Origin of the sequence: Microbulbifer sp. TYP-18 (genome assembly GCF_040932045.1) — a bacterium.
Lineage (GTDB): Bacteria > Pseudomonadota > Gammaproteobacteria > Pseudomonadales > Cellvibrionaceae > Microbulbifer.
Genome location: NZ_JBFRBC010000002.1, coordinates 112,713 through 128,193 on the forward strand (window position 1 = coordinate 112,713; position 15,481 = coordinate 128,193).

The window sequence follows — 15,481 nt, forward strand, 5'->3', positions numbered from 1 at the left end:
TTTACCCCTGCTTCAGACAGCCGGTGATTCGGCTTCGGCAATGGCGCGGGAGATGGCGCCTGGCGAGCCGGTTCTACGGGCAATTAACTGGTAGGCAACCGGAACGATAAACAGGGTAAACACCGTCGCCATCATTACACCCGCCAGTACGACAGTGCCAATGGCGATGCGGGTTTCCGCACCGGCGCCACTGGTGAGGACCAGCGGAATTGTACCGGCAATGGTCGTCAGTCCGGTCATCAGGATAGGCCGAAAGCGGGTTGATGAGGCTTCCATCAGGGCCGCATCAAAGGACATGCCCTGCTCGCGCAGCTGGTTGGCAAATTCCACGATCAGGATGCTGTTTTTGGCCGCCAGCCCCACCAGCATAATCAGGCCGATCTGCGAGTAAATATTCAGCGAGTTGTCGGTGAAATAGAGCCCCAGTAATCCGCCAGCCAAGGCTAAGGGCACTGTCATCATCACAACCAGAGGGTGAATAAAGCTTTCGAACTGAGCAGCCAGGACCAGATAGACCACCAATAGCCCCAACAGGAAGACAAATAAAATCGAGCTCCCTGACTCAATAAAATCCCGGCTCTGCCCTTTGTAGTCGATCATAGCCTCGGGCGGCAAATGGGTGCGAACTAATTGTTGCAGATAACTCAGGGCTTCCCCCAGGCTGTACCCTTCGCCCAGGTTTGCCTCCAGGGTAATGGAGCGAATTCGATTGAAACGGGGCAAGGTTTCGGCAGCACCATACTCCTGGATGTCAACCAGGTTGGAGATGGGAATCAACTGCGGAGACCGGCTGGAACGCACGTAGATATTGCTGACGTCGGTCAGAGACCGCTGGTTGTCGCGCATGCCTTCAACGATCACATCGTATTCTTCACCGTCATTGAGGTAGGTTGTGATCCTGCGCCCCCCCATCATGGTTTCCAGGGTGCGCCCCACTTCCGTGATGCTCACCCCCAGGTCCGCCGCCCGGTCGTAGTCAACCGTGAAGTCCAATTGTGGCCGGACATCTTTGTAATCGGTATCGACACCATTCAGGCCGGGATTATTGGCATCTATTTGTTCTTGCAGTATCTGGACCCATTCGGCCAGGTCATCATAATTACTACCCCCGAGAACAAACTGTACCGGCTTGCTGACGCCGCCACCCAGCCCCTGCCGCATCACCGGGAAGGCGCGAACTCCGGGAAGGTCTGCCAGGGCAGCACTTACATCAGCCATAATCGCTTTGGCGGGGCGGCGCTCGGACCAGTCATTGAGTACGGCGATAGCAAAACCGGAGTTGAAGTTTTCGATATTGCCAAATGAGCGGGGGGTACGGACCAGCAACCGATTGATTTCCCCATTGTCGACAAAGGGTATCAAGCGGCGTTCAATCTCATCCATATACTCTTCCATAAAGGCATAGCTTGCACCCTCGGGACCATTCACGATGAGGAAAAATGCCCCCCGATCTTCATAGGGGGTGAATTCCTGGGCTATACGCGGATAGGCCATAAAGCTAATCACGGCCACAAGGGCGACCACCAGGGAGACGATCAGTGGTCGTCGCAACGCCAGTTTCAACAGGCTGATATAGCGATCGCGCAATCGGGTTGAGTCCGAGTCCACCCACCTGACCAAGCGGCTGGGTTGGGTGTCATCCTGGCCAGATTTCAGGAGTTTGGAAGCCAGCATGGGGCAAAGTGTCAGGGCCACCAGAGACGACAGGCTGACAGCGGCGGCGATGGTCAGTGCAAACTGCGTGAACAGCCGGCCAATATCCCCTTCAAGAAACGTGATAGGCACAAAGACTGCTATCAGCACTACGGTTGTCGAGATCACCACAAACCCCACCTGCTTGGCGCCGCGGTAGGCGGCAATCAATGGCGGCTCATCGTATTCCTGCATGCGCCTGACAATATTTTCCAGCATCACAATGGCATCATCGACCACCAGGCCGATGGCCAACACCAGTGCCAGGAGGGTGAGTAAATTCAGGGAAAAACCAAACGCATACATGGCAATAAAGGTTGCCACCAGCGAAACCGGTACCGTCACGGCGGGGATCAACATGGCGCGGGCCCGGCCCAGAAACAGGTAGATAACCAGAACCACACAGGCGATGGCAATCAGGAGCGTGAAATACACTTCGAGAATGGATGCCTCGATAAACACCGCCGCGTTGTAGCTTTCCTCGATCGACATGCCTTCGGGAAGACTATGGTTGAGACGTTCGGTCAATTCCAGTACGCCGTCGACCACCTCTATGGTATTCGCGGTGGACTGGCGGATAATCCCGATGCCCACCATGGGCACGCCATTACCGCGGAAAAATGTTCTGTCCTCCACCACACCCAGTTCAACTTCAGCAATATCACCCAAGCGAATCAGATAATTATCTTCGCCCCGACCAACCACCAGGGAGGCAAAATGTTCCGGTTCAATAAACTGGCGGTTAACCCGGGCGCGAAAGATCCGCGTTTCAGATTCCAGTCTGCCCGCCGGCAACTCCACATTCTCGGCGCGTAGTGCCGCCTCGATGTCGCCAACACTCAAGTTGCGGGCCGCCATTGCCTCCCGGTCCAGCCAGATGCGCATGGCGGTATCCTGGCCACCACCGATACGCACCCGGGCAACGCCATCCACAGTGGAATACTGATCAACCAGAAAGCGCTGTGCGTAATCGGTCAGCTCCTGTACGGTCATGCTGTCACTGGTTAAATTCCGCCAGATGATCACGTCGTCATTACTGTCGACTTTCTGTACCTCCGGGGGATCGGCATCCACCGGCAGGTCATCGGCAATACCGGAGATCTGGTCCCGTATGTCATTAGCTGCCGCATCGATATCGCGGTTGATGGAAAATTCCAGGGTGATGCGGGACCGGCCATCCTGGGAAGAGGATTCAATAAACCGCACACCTTCTATACCCGCTATACGTTCCTCCACCACCTCGGTGATGCGGGTCTCGACAATATTGGCGGGCGCACCCGGGTAGTTAACCTCGATGGTAACAACCGGCGGATCAATATGCGGATATTCACGCAGGGACAACCGCTCAAAAGCCACCAACCCGAATGCCACCAGCAGAATCGACAGCACACTGGCAAAAACAGGCCGCTTGACGGAGATATCAGACAAAATCACGGCGTCAGCTCCCCAGAGCGCGGCTGTGCCAGCAGATCCACCAATTGGTTGTCATCTGCCTGTACCGCCTTCACTTCCACTGTGGCCCCGGGGCTGAGACGGACATTGCCGTGAGTCACTACCTGGTCCCCCTCTGCCAGGCCCGCCAGAATCTCCACGCCGCCCTGACGACGGGCACCAATGGTCACTGCAACTTGTGTGGCCACTGTGCGGTTGTCTTCAGTGGTGATACGCCTGACAAACTCCTGTTTGCCGCGACTCAACAGCGCTTCCTCCGGAATCATCAGCGCCGATCTGGCCGGCGTCAGCAGACGCACCCGCATCAGCTGGCCCGGGCGCAGCTTGTGGTCGGGGTTTGGCAATATCGCCCGGACTGAGATGGATCGGGTAACCGGGTCAATTCGGCTATTGACACTACTCAGGCTTCCGCGGAACACCTCGTTCGGCCAGGCGGCGGTGGTTCCTGTAACCTCGGATTGGGGGGTCAGCAGCGACAGAAAACGCGCCGGCACTGAAAAGTCCAGCTTCATGGTCAGGTCATCATCGATGGTGGTAACCACAGTCCCCGGTTGAACCAATGCGCCAACGCTGATATTGCGTTGACCGATAACCCCGTCGAAGGGAGCCAGGATTTGCCGCTGACGTATCTGGGCCTGGATGGCTTCCATGCGCGCCTGGGCAGTCTGCTTCTTGAGAACCTGCTCATCCAGCGCCGATTCCGGGGCGCTCCCCTTGGCAATGAGCGGGTTGAGCCGCCTGATCTGCAACTCCGCTTCACTGAGGCGCGACCGTTCCTCGGACAGCAGTGCCCGCTCTTCGGATGCATCCATTTCCAGCAGCAGGTCACCACTGGCCACCCGGTCGCCGTCGTCGAAATTGATCCGGGTCACCTTTTCGGTGACCGTCGAGGTGATAATCACATTCTCATCGGCTTGCAGGGTCCCCAATGCTTCAATTGGCTCAACCCACTGGACACGCTTCACTTCCGCAACGAAGACCGGAGTGGGAGGTGGCTGGGAAAACACCTGCCCTGATGTCAGTAATATCATTGTGAGTATCAATGGGCGATAGATCATATTCGGGACTCCTGAAACAGGGGGCCAGCCTATCGTCGCGGCGGTTAAGAAGCAGTTAACAAAGGGGCGCATCGGTGGAATCTGCAGGCCATCAAGCCGAACGGCCGTTGCCGGAGACGACTTTTGCTACGCCACCAGCCCCATCTGGTGACAGACACTAGCTGCCGTGACCACTCCCTGGATTAGGGGTCTCCAGCTTCGGCGAGCCGGGTACATTCAGGATCGGATTGCTCACCGAGAGGCCGGGCTACTTTTCGGCAATATCGTGACCACATTGACGCCAGGCGTCTTCACAATCACATAGGCGCTGGGCTCTATAGCACCTCGAGGCCGGGAAGCTCCTGCCCCGGGGATTCCCCCGGCCACCGGGCCTAGGCTACGGATAGGTAACATATGAATAGGTCTTGGAAGACGAGGAAGGTTACCGGCCATTGGCCGAAGGAGTCCGTTTCGATATGCGGATTCCAGTTGCATATGGGCTTTCCCCCATAAGCACTTACAGCAGGAGAATACCCAGGGCGTAAACACCCCACGTGACGGGAAAACCGGCACAGAGAGATCTAAAAAAACATCCGATCTTCTTTCGTAAGCATACTCCTACTTCTTCTTTGGTAACTGGGCCTATGCGCTTTTCGAAGCTTGGTAACCGGGAGCCCTTCTCCAACGGCGCATCCGTACTACAATGGAAAACATTATTTACACCCGTAAAAAATATCTATAAAACTCCACAAGTGGACATTCAGACCACAAGCAATCCCTTATGCTCAGACACCCCAATAGCAACTCTGCTGCCGCTATTGAAAGCTATGACATCCTCCACCATTCCGTCGCTAAATATCACACCGTTTTCAGCCATTAGTGACGACAATTCCAGCTCCGCATGCTTTTCCAGAATCCCAAACACCAGTTCCGTTCCGGTGGTATTACTGGGAAAAGGCTCCCGGACCGCAAACCTAAGATAGTCGGAATTCCATTCCATAGGCTCGAGAACTTTTCCCTCTTCAGAACCAGTGACACCTGCGGCACCCGCTACCACACTTTTCATCCAGCCGCTACTGCCCAGACCGGTGGAAACGATAACACCACTGGAGGACTGCTGCTCGGTATGCACATCCACCGAAATTTCATACCGGGCGGATATCTGGTAGCGGGGACCTATAAAGAAATCATTGACGGCTATCAGCTCTTGCCCATCATTCACTCTGGCCTTGGCCATGGTGATCTGCTTTGACAGGTAACTGCCCTGCACGACATCCGCAAAAACCGTCTTCAGGTCCGCCACCATGAAGGGCAGCAGCACACCGTCAAAACGCGCTGGGTCCGGATTAATGGCAATCACCGGCTGGCCACTCAGGTACTTCAACGTATTAGCCACCAGGCCATCCTGCCCTACGACCACTACAATATCCCTGGGTCCAAAGATAAAGTTTGGCAAGAATTCCCGCTCTATGCGATGCAAGCGGGCGAAGCCCCTAAGCTCCGCTTCCACCTGCATGACCGACTGCTGGTAGACAGTGAATTCTGCTTTATAGTCATTAAAATCCCCACCCCGGCTCTGAATCACAAATTCTGCCTGCGCTTCAGTATTGTATTGCGCCACCAACGCCTCCAGCCGTGTGCGGCGGGTAACGAGAATAACCTTGGTATCCTCACCCATGACTAATGTCCTGTTTGATGTGGCCTATGGCAGTTTATTGCCGCCCTTGGCTGCACCAGGCTGTAGTTTTCCCGCAATAGACTGGAGCAGGTCCGGTGCGATATTGAGCTGGCCAATTTTATCAGCACCAGCGGCCAGCTCCCTGAAGGCCTGCGCCATCAGCTGCCGCGGATCGAGATTACCCATAGTCATTGCCTCCAACACTTTGGGGTCGACCCTGGACAGCGCCTCCATAGTGGCTGCGACATCGTAGGCTTTGGCATCCGCCCGCATGCGTTCGTTTCGCACCGTCAACTCTACCAGATCTTTGCGCTGCCGCTCCAGTAACACGTCTGACTCCAGCTGTTCGCCTTCCATTTCGCTGCGCTGCTGTCGCTGCATCCGCTCTGCACGCAAACGCTCCGCCTGGATGGCACCTTTGGCTGTTTCCATTTCAAAGGCAATCTTCCGGTCATTTTCCTTAGTGGCCCTCTCGCGATCCATACTGGCGTCCAGCTGCTCGCGCTGGATTTTATTGCGCTGTTCCTGGATGGCGCGCTCGGCGGCCAGTCGCGTCTCTTCAATTTCCCGCTGTTTGACCTCAATAGCAATTTCGCTATTGAGTTCGTTCTCCTTTACGATTTTTTCCTGCTCAATCGAGGCATTACGGCGTCGGTAAATCGCCACGTCAGCCTCTTCCAGAAGCCGCTCCCGAACGGCAGCTTCCAGTGCGCGAGCGGTTTCCGGGGTCGGTTTGATAGCCACTATAGACAGATCCACCACTTCAACGCCCAGAGTATCCAGCACCTCCGATCTGGCCAGCTCTACTTTTATCACCTTCATCAGGGATTGGGAGGCATTCAGTGCCTGCCGCAGGGGTAGCTGCTCTATTGCACTTCGCATTTCCACCTGTATCAGATTGGCGATGCGGTTTCGCAGGTTTTCCGGGTCATCGGTGCTGTATGCCAAGTGGTTGCCACTGCTCTGCGGCTTGAGAGTGAAGTTCATCAGAGCGGCTATTTTTTCCGGGTCAGCGATACGGTATACCAACTGCCCCTGTACAGTGATTTCCTGGAAGTCCTTGGTGATCTCCTTGAAAATAAATGGCAGATCGGTTGTTGTGGAGGGAATTGCCACCAGGGAGGTGCTTGGCGCATAGTACCATAGGGCCAGGCCATTCCCTTTTCGCCTGGCTCGCCCCTTGACGAACTGGATAAGAAAGGTTGTGGGATCAACCTTGATATAGTTGATGTTCAACATGACAAACTCCTTGCCCGTTGCAGGTGCCACTGTGGTCACCCTTGTGTGTGAGAGGGTCGGGTCTATCCCAACCACCTGTTGGTTTTAACGGCTTAGACCACTGCTTCCAATTGTTCCCCCTCGGCCACCGCTCCCTGCAACGCATTGATGCGCACCTGGTCGAAGTTGAACTCCCTGGTCAAGCGGCCATTTTTGAACACACTGTGCAGCAGGTTCACCCGTTGTCCCAGATCCTGTACACCTATGGTTTTCACCACCCCCTTGCCATCCCTGATAACTGCCAGCCGGCCTTTTTTAGAGCGCTTGCCGCGGTCGGTAACGGGGTCTTTGTAAACCTCTCGCCAGCTTTCCCCGACTTTGGCTGCAGAGGCTTTCATAGCGAACTTCATGGTGTCGCGGTTGACTTTCTGCAGCAACTCTCCCCCCATGCCAAAGGCGATATTGTCGGCACTTTGTTTGCGCTGCTTCATCGCCTCGAGAATGGCTTCAATGGTTCTCTGGGAAATACCGTCACCCTGGATCACCCTTATGTAGTCGGGCAATACCCGGTAGCCTTTGCCATTCACTTTGTAGCCGAACTTGTTCATCAGCCGTTCTATGGTCTCGGTCACAATAGTGACGGGGTCACCGCTATCGGGGCGGACTACCAGAGTGCCACCGCTAGCCTCGACTTTCCCCCTCAGTTCATCGCCCCAGATATTGTCGATGGCATTCCACAGATCGTAAGAATCACTCACTACAGCCACCAACTTTCCGGGACCCGCGAACTGCTGCAGCATGTTGGCGTAGGCTGCGGCCTCATTTTCCCGTCCCCAAGCGGTTATGGTGCTGTGCTCGGCGGCGGGGATAGAAAACCCCGCCATATCTGCACCATAGTAGCGTCTCGCCGCCATGATACCGCTCAGGGTATCGGTACCCTGGAAGTTCACCAGATGTGCCGCTCCGCCGAGTGCTGCAGCTTCTTCCGTGGTAGCACCACGGGCGCCAAAGTCGTGTAGCTTGAAGCCGATACCTTCGATGTCATCGCAGGTTTCCTGCATATAGCGCTGGATGACTTGACGACAATGCCAGGAAACGGTGGCGACTGTAGTGGGATACCATACGGCTCTAAGCAGCGCCGTCTCCACATAACTGGTTAACCAGGCACAGTTGGGGTCCGTGTTGGTCACCTGTACCATAGCGCTCCCTACGGGTACCAGGGTGCCCTCCGGAATCGCCTGGATCTCTATAGGCAGATACCCCTTGTGGGCCTCCAGAATGTAGCGCCAGCCTTTTTCATTGAAGGGTACACCGTGGGCTTCGAACACCGTCTTGGCCTCGTCGATATCACCACCGGTGATGGGCCTCGCCAGATATTCCTTGATGAACATCTGCAGCCCAAAAAAAACCGCTTGTTTGAACTCCCCACCGCGCGCCTCTATATAACTGGAGACCTGGCTGGTACCGGGTGGATATTGGAGGTAGTGAGATGCCTTATAAGAATCCGCATTTAAAATGAAGTTGCGATTTGCAATGGTCATGACGGAAATCCTCCTGTCATCGATAAGGGAGTCGGGTCTTTCCCTTCTCCTGGTTATTGCCCTCACAAACCCTTATGAAAGGGAGGGCTTTGTTTTACATTCCGGTCAGTTCCTGAATAATGAAGTAGTGATCCTCAAAGATCTGGCTGGGGTCCAGGTCGGCCAGCGGTACCCACATGGCATCTTTGGCATCATCTCCGCCCTTCACTTTAGGCAGCTCCTTGTTGGGCTGGAGTTCGATATAAAAAGCGTGGGTGATGGTTCTGCCCCGGGCCGAGCGGTGCGGATCATCAAAAACCTGTCGGCCCTTGATAGAGCCTTTGAGCACTGGCGCCGGCACCTTTAAACGGGTCTCTTCGCGCAACTCCCTCAGGCAGGCATCCACCAGCTTCTCTCCCTGGTCGACAAAACCACCGGGTAGGGCCAATAAGCCTTTACCGGGTCGCGCCTTGCGCTCCACCATCAAAACATGGCCACTCTGGACCACGACTGCATCGACGGTGACGAACGTCGGTTCATACGGAGCTGCCTCCCAGGCCCGCCTGTACTTTGCGACAAACTCCTGTTCACCTTTCACCGCAGCGAAGGCGGGGGTTTCACAGAAGGCCGCCATTTCCCGCTGTACATTAGCTGGTAACACATTCACGGCATCCCCGGCGATGTAGTTACTGCCCTGGGCGAAGATGGACTCGCGGATAGGTGTGGCACTGATCCCTTTGAAATTCTCTACTTCCACCGCCCCCCACTGGGGGAATAAATTGAGGTAGTAGGCGCTGTGATCCTTACTGTGGCCAATGAGCCCGAGTTTGGGCCGGCGATGGGGCACGCGGTGGTGCGCAGTGACCATACCATTGATGGTTGCCTGAACATTTTTTACCCAGGACTCGTCGTTGTAAACAATATCCATCAAAGGGGCGATATGGATGCGGGAGTTATCCTCTTCCCGCACAGCGCCGCGGATCATGGCTTCACGTTCAGCCACGGTCCAAGGGTTGCGGACCGACCTGGGTTGGTGGGCGGAGCCACACAGGATGATCATTTGCTCTGCCCGCGCCAAGCCTGCCTCGACAACGGCGAGATGTCCCCGATGGAATGGCTGGAAACGGCCGATAAAGACCAGAAAATCGAATAGCTTGTTGTTGCTATTAGTCATGTCAGCAAACCCCTTGCTGCTATTACCCCTTCTCTACCTGGAGATTTCTCCTGAAGGAAGGACCGGAACACAGCCCAGTCTATCCGGGCCGGTACGCATGCCAGCGCGAACTGGCTGGCTGTAGCTAACCGGGTGATTCCCACCTCTGCGGTTAGCTTGAGGAGATAGTGGCTCAGTGCCACTTATATGTCAACCCTCCGGATTGAAAAAATTCATAAGCATATATTCTGGCCCCTTTTCTTAGTGTCGTTATGACACTAACATAGTGGCTTATAGACTCTAACTGTCCACTGGTAACCCAAATGGCCCGAAAACTGTCAGAAAAGGCATTTTTGACTGATTACAATATCCATGACTTTGATGTACCCCTCACCTCCGTCGACATGGCAATCTTTACGGTTAGAGATAGCAAACTGCAGGTCCTGCTGGTAAAGCGGGCGCAACACCCCGCTTTGGGCTTCTGGGCACTACCCGGGGGATTTATCGACCTCAAGCGAGACAGGACACTGGCGGATACCGCCCGCCGCAAGTTACTGGAGAAAACCGGTGTCGATACCCCCTACCTGGAACAGGTAGAGAGCTTTGGTAGCCGTGACAGGGATCCGAGGGGCTGGTCTGTGACGGTGGCCTATCTGGCCTTGATTGCCAGTGAGGAAATCAGGCTTAGCAGGGACGGCAGCTCCGAAGAAGTGGCCTGGGTCCCGGTGGAGAAAGCAGAACAGCATTTTGACCTGGCTTTTGATCATGCGGAGATACTGAAAAGTTGCCATGGGCGCCTAACAAGCAAAGTGCAGTACACATCGCTGCCCGTTAATTTACTGCCCCGTGAGTTCACGCTAACTGAACTGCAGCAGACCTTTGAGATAGTGCTGGGAAATAGCGTTGAGAAAAAATCTTTTCGGCGACGCATCCTGGATGCAGATATTTTGGAGGAAACCGGAAATGTCAAAACAGGCAGCAACCGCCCCGCCAAACTCTACCGGGTGAAAGCTGATGGCCAGAGCCACTTCTTCGCCAGAAATATTGAAGGCCCAAGGTAACAGGAAGAACATAAAGGAAGGAAGAGACACACAATAGATTCAAAACCTAACAATAGTGTTTCGCTACAACGGACTCCTATCAGGTTGTTGAAAAAGGCATCCTGCCTGTTTCAAAACACGAAAAGCGAAAAATGTGATTTTTACTTTTCTTCCAAAATCAACGACTTAGGCGTCATCGATTTTGCCGGAACATCCATATTCCGGTACCAGGCTGTCGAAATTCTGCGAATTTCAACAGCCTGCTATGACAAAGCTGTACTGGCCGCCGCAAATCTTGGAGATGACGCCGATACGACTGCAGCTATCTGTGGCCAAATTGCAGGTGCTTTCTACGGCATCGATGGTATTCGAGCGATATGGATAAAAAGGCTTTACTTGAGAGAGCAAATAACTGACTTATCTATTTCCCTTTATAGAAGTCAAATGACCACTGATAGGAGCTAACCCCATACAGTCGGCAACTTTGGGGTTATTCTGTTTTTAGATCCTCCAACCACTGGGCCACAGGTACAGGGCGGATAAACAGGGTCTCGATCAATTCGCGCTGGGCAGGTACCTGGCGCACAAGGGCATCGACAAAATCCACAGAGCTGGCCGGCGGGGCGGGATAGCCATGCTTTTTGTTCAGCTCGCCAAGAGCGGCAAGGATAGGGGTATCGCCTATTGCCTGGCGCAGCCGGGCAAAAGCCAGGGTAGCGCGGGAATACTGGTCATGGGGGGACTCGGCGCTGACCAGGCTGAGCAAAGCTTGGCGGTTATGGCCTTCGGCCATTTCATAACGCGCGCGTTCATAGGCAATCAGCGCCCGCATGGCAGCTCTGCCCCGGTAATGCTCCAGCATCACCAGTTCTATGTATTTGGCCAGGGACTCCACCAGGAAGGCGCTGTCTTTCGCAATACCATTGCCAAACCAATGACCGAACCATTGATGCGCAGTTTCATGTACGGCGCGCCGATAGGCCTGGCTGAAGGGCAATTTTGCATTCTGCAGGCTGCGAAAGCCGACCCGGCTGCTAATTAGCATCAATTGCGGCAGAGCATAGCCAGTGGGGCCGATGTCGGGTTTTTCCACCAGGGTCAGGGTATGGCCGTTATAGGGACCGATATGTGAAGATAAAAAACTGACTGTTTGCGCCATGGCATCCAGCGTCATTTCCACATTGGTCCGATGTTGCGGCAAATAAGCTACCTGTAGAGTTGTCGTGCCCAAGCGGCGGCTACTCAGTTGCACGGGTGCCGCAATAAAACCCTGCAGATTACGTACCGGCTGCCGGGTGACAAAGTGACGGAACTGGCGCTTATCCTGCTGCCAGCTTTTCACCAACTCGCCCTGAGTAAAACTCTGATAGCCGATTGGGGTAGAGATTTGTGTATCCATTTGCGACCAGTCGTAGCCATCTCTACTTTTATCCCTTGAGGTCAGTGCCTGTTCCACAGACTGCTGCGGTTTTTCCGGCAGCTCAAATTGTCGGCGCAGGTTCTCGTTGTCAAGTTCGCGTATTGACTGATAACCAATAGTTGGAAAGTAGGGAACAGCGCGCAGATAGCTGAAGTTCTCGGTGAGTATCTTATGCGCGGGCAGCGGCTGATAACCGTTTTGGACCAGCACCAGGCTGAAATCCAGCCTCAGGGATTGCCCCGGGAACAGTGGCGTTGCCAATTGATACACCCGCTGGCCCAGCTTGCGGTTGTATTCCACTTCGGCTTCTGCATTCAGGCTGATATGGCTCAGTGGGGTTTGCCAGTGCTCACCCACCAGCAGGGTTTGCACTGCCTGGGAGTGGGGGTTTTGCAGCTGATAGTGTCCATTCACCCGTACCTGGCGTTGCCTGGGAAAGAAATCCACCCGGGTGCTGACCTTGGCAATGACCGGCATCGGCAGCTCGGCAAAAGACCGATAGCCCTTTTCATAATCAGCCAGCAAAGCTGCGCGGCTGTCCGGGTCCAAATTGCGACCGTTGGCATCCAGCCCGGTCTGGATGCCTATCCCTTGCTGCACCAGCAAGCCGGCCAGCGCAGCAAAACCCAGCAAGGGCGAAATGTTTCGCCAGTGCATACCGGTTTTTCGGCCCCGAGAATTTGCCAGAATGACGGTGAACAGCAGCAGTGTGGCCAGCAGGCACCAGAAGAGGGTAAAGGCCCGGAAACCGTCCAGATTAGCGCTATAGCCGATATACCCATCCGCAGCCATCAGCGGTGTAGCAAACGGGCGCAGCAAGGGGTGATGTATACCCAGCAAGACGGCAAGGGGGGTAAAGCGCAGGATCAACAGCAGACAACAGAGTACCAGTGCAGCAAGGCGATTGCGTACAATTGCCTGAATGGCCAGAAACACGGTTCCCAGTGCTGCCAGCGGCAGTCCCGAGTAGAGGATAAAATGCCCATAGTCACCCAGCTCTATAGGGCTCTGTTTCAGCCACTGGCACACTGTGGATGCCATGGCGGCCAGCAGCAACAATGCCAGGAGCAGGACCAGCAGGCTGATCACTCTGGCCAGTAGCGCAGCGGATGGGAAGAATGGCAGGGCATCAACAATACCCGCGATATTCAGCCGTTGATCGCGCCGGGTCAGCCAATCACTGAAATACAGCAGCAGCATTGAGCCAGCCAGCGGTACCAAATCCCACATAGTGCGGTTGATGGCGTCCAAGCTCCGCCCAGCCAACTGTGCACCTGGTTCTGCATGGTTGAAAGACGGATAAGTTTCGCCAATGACCACACAACACCAGATCAGGCCCAGCAACCACACCACCGGGGATTGAAAAACTTGCGCACACTGCATGCGCACCAGGGCTGAAAACTGTACAAGACCCCGCGGTTTAACCGCAGTAAAGGCGAACAGGGCTGGAGTTTGTCCGCGCGGCTGGCTTAAACGCTGTGCTGAGGATTTTGCCCGATACGCGAAACAATGCCCGGCCAGGTGAAACGCGATAAAGGCCATTGTGAAGGCAGTAAGGCAAATCAGTATCCTGTTTACACTGAGCAGGAGTACATCAGGCTGTTTGGCCATTAGTGCTGTAAGACCAAGCCAATCCAGGTATCCCATTACGCTTAACAACCAGGGTGCGGGTGTTTGGGAACTCGCCATTAGCGGTGAGCCGCTGGCACTGGCCAGCAGGATATAACTGATAAACCACAAAAAACCGCCCATATAAACCAGCAGTGGCGATGGACTCAGGTTACGCAGGAGCCAGAAGGTCGACACAAAAAGCAATATTGCCGGTATACCGACTAACAGTTGCAAGCCCTGTAATTTTAAAGCTGCAGTCAGCAAGCCAAGCGTATCCGGTAGCTTTTCGGCACTGCTGACCAGGCCAGCTAGCACACCAAGTGCCGCCAGTACACCGAGCAGGATCAGCACCAGGCAGAGGCCGGTGGCCTGAATGGCCTGCTGCCTGGCCTGGGATAGTGGGGCCGCCAGGGTTAACTCGTGCATCTTATGGCCAGTGGCGCGATACAGGGCAAATCCGGCCAGCAGACAGCTTGCCCAGGGCAGTGCCATCAGGCACAAGGCACCCACAAGATGGAACAGATGCGGGTCATTGAACAACTCTGCCTGACGAATATGGATGCCCCGGCCGACAAAAAAACCGAACAGACCCGCCAATGGTGCCAGTATCCAGCAAAGCGGTTGGCGCAGGATGAGTTGCACCTCATTAAAAATGCGCGCGCCAACCATCAGGCGATTGCCCCTGTGTGTTTTTGCAGGGCCAGAAAATAGCTGTCCTGCAGACTGGGTGTAACGGGTTCAAATTCCGCAGCCGGGCACTGTTGGCTGAAGAGACGCACCATCGGCTTGCCATAGTGCAGGCGCTGGCCGAGCAGTTGTGTATTGTCGGGTAACGGGTTTTTGGCCGGACCCTGCCAAATCTTTCCGTCCAGGCAACTGAATAAGGCGCGGGTATGACCGCAGGCAACAATTGCACCGTCGATCAATAGGGCGGTGTGCCCGGCCAAATGCTCAATATCCTCAACAATATGGGTGGAGAGCAGCACCAGGCGTGTTCGGGCAATATCGTGTAATAGCTGGTGCAGGCGCAGCCGTTCGGCCGGGTCCAGCCCGGCGGTGGGTTCATCGAGAATCAGAATCTGCGGGTTGCCTAGCAGGGCCTGGGCTACTCCAAAGCGCTGCAGCTGTCCACCGGAAAAATGGCTTGACTGCCGGGTTGCCTGTCCGGTGAGGTTGGTCAGCGCCAATACCTGATCAATCTGCCGGCGGCGCTGCGGTTTGTCCTGCAAGCCCTTCAGTATTGCCAGATGCTCAAGCAGGGCGTAGCAGGAAATATGTGGGTAGACACCAAAGTGCTGGGGCAGATAACCCAGCCGGCTGCGTAGCCGATGCGGCTCTTGAACCATATCCCGCCCTTCAAACAGGATACGGCCGCTGTCCGGCGCCTGTATGGTGGCAATAGTGCGCATCAGGCTGGACTTGCCCGCACCGTTAGGACCTAGCAGGCCCAGCATGCCCGTGCCCAACTGCAGCGAGATGTCTTTAAGGGCCCGGGTGCCATCCCGGTAGGTTTTGTTGATATTGTGGAGCTGTAGCATTGGGGCATCCCGTGGTTTTTTATCAGGCTAACTACGGCTGTATAGGGCATAAAGGCTTTGATGACGAAGCAGATGGTTTTTATGACATAATGAATTCAGTGGGGTAAATTGTCGTTTATCAG

Annotated in this window: 10 protein-coding genes; 2 read left to right on the forward strand and 8 right to left on the reverse strand. The window is 55.0% G+C overall.

The window, feature by feature from the left end; genetic code table 11:
- Positions 1-12: 12 nt before the first annotated feature.
- The 6 genes from ABVT36_RS02660 to ABVT36_RS02685 form a co-directional block, all read right to left on the reverse strand.
- A complete protein-coding gene (locus ABVT36_RS02660) occupies positions 13-3,126 on the reverse strand; it encodes an efflux RND transporter permease subunit (RefSeq protein WP_368455142.1) in 3,114 nt (1,037 codons plus the stop codon).
- Positions 3,123-4,202: an efflux RND transporter periplasmic adaptor subunit gene (locus ABVT36_RS02665; protein WP_368455143.1), complete on the reverse strand. Its 1,080-nt coding sequence runs from the start codon at positions 4,200-4,202 to the stop codon at positions 3,123-3,125. Before ABVT36_RS02665 ends, ABVT36_RS02660 begins: the two co-directional genes overlap by 4 nt.
- Before the next feature lie 739 nt (positions 4,203-4,941).
- Positions 4,942-5,859: a sugar kinase gene (locus ABVT36_RS02670; RefSeq protein ID WP_368455144.1), complete on the reverse strand. Its 918-nt coding sequence runs from the start codon at positions 5,857-5,859 to the stop codon at positions 4,942-4,944.
- A gap of 24 nt (positions 5,860-5,883) precedes the next feature.
- Positions 5,884-7,098, reverse strand: a complete 1,215-nt coding sequence (locus tag ABVT36_RS02675) for an SPFH domain-containing protein (protein WP_368455145.1) — start codon at positions 7,096-7,098, stop codon at positions 5,884-5,886.
- Positions 7,099-7,190: 92 nt separating this feature from the next.
- Positions 7,191-8,618, reverse strand: coding sequence for a nicotinate phosphoribosyltransferase (locus ABVT36_RS02680; RefSeq protein ID WP_368455146.1), 1,428 nt, complete (start codon positions 8,616-8,618; stop codon positions 7,191-7,193).
- 94 nt (positions 8,619-8,712) lie between these two features.
- Positions 8,713-9,771, reverse strand: a complete 1,059-nt coding sequence (locus ABVT36_RS02685) for a bifunctional nicotinamide-nucleotide adenylyltransferase/Nudix hydroxylase (RefSeq protein ID WP_368455147.1) — start codon at positions 9,769-9,771, stop codon at positions 8,713-8,715.
- Positions 9,772-10,073: 302 nt separating this feature from the next.
- Between ABVT36_RS02685 and ABVT36_RS02690 the strand changes: the two genes are divergently transcribed.
- Both ABVT36_RS02690 and ABVT36_RS02695 read left to right on the forward strand, forming a co-directional pair.
- Positions 10,074-10,811 carry an NUDIX domain-containing protein gene (locus ABVT36_RS02690; RefSeq protein WP_368455148.1) on the forward strand — a complete coding sequence of 246 codons (738 nt, stop codon included), beginning with the start codon at positions 10,074-10,076 and terminating at the stop codon, positions 10,809-10,811.
- 87 nt (positions 10,812-10,898) lie between these two features.
- The gene (locus ABVT36_RS02695; RefSeq protein WP_368455149.1) at positions 10,899-11,255 is read left to right on the forward strand and encodes an ADP-ribosylglycohydrolase family protein; all 357 of its coding nucleotides are present in this window, start codon (positions 10,899-10,901) and stop codon (positions 11,253-11,255) included.
- A 25-nt stretch (positions 11,256-11,280) separates the two neighbouring features.
- On the opposite strand, the gene ABVT36_RS02700 is transcribed toward ABVT36_RS02695, so the two are convergent.
- Together ABVT36_RS02700 and ABVT36_RS02705 are read right to left on the reverse strand one after the other, a co-directional pair.
- Positions 11,281-14,490: a hypothetical protein gene (locus ABVT36_RS02700; RefSeq protein ID WP_368455150.1), complete on the reverse strand. Its 3,210-nt coding sequence runs from the start codon at positions 14,488-14,490 to the stop codon at positions 11,281-11,283.
- Entirely contained in the window at positions 14,490-15,359 is an 870-nt protein-coding gene (locus tag ABVT36_RS02705; RefSeq protein ID WP_368455151.1) for an ATP-binding cassette domain-containing protein, read from the reverse strand. Before ABVT36_RS02705 ends, ABVT36_RS02700 begins: the two co-directional genes overlap by 1 nt.
- Positions 15,360-15,481 lie beyond the last annotated feature (122 nt).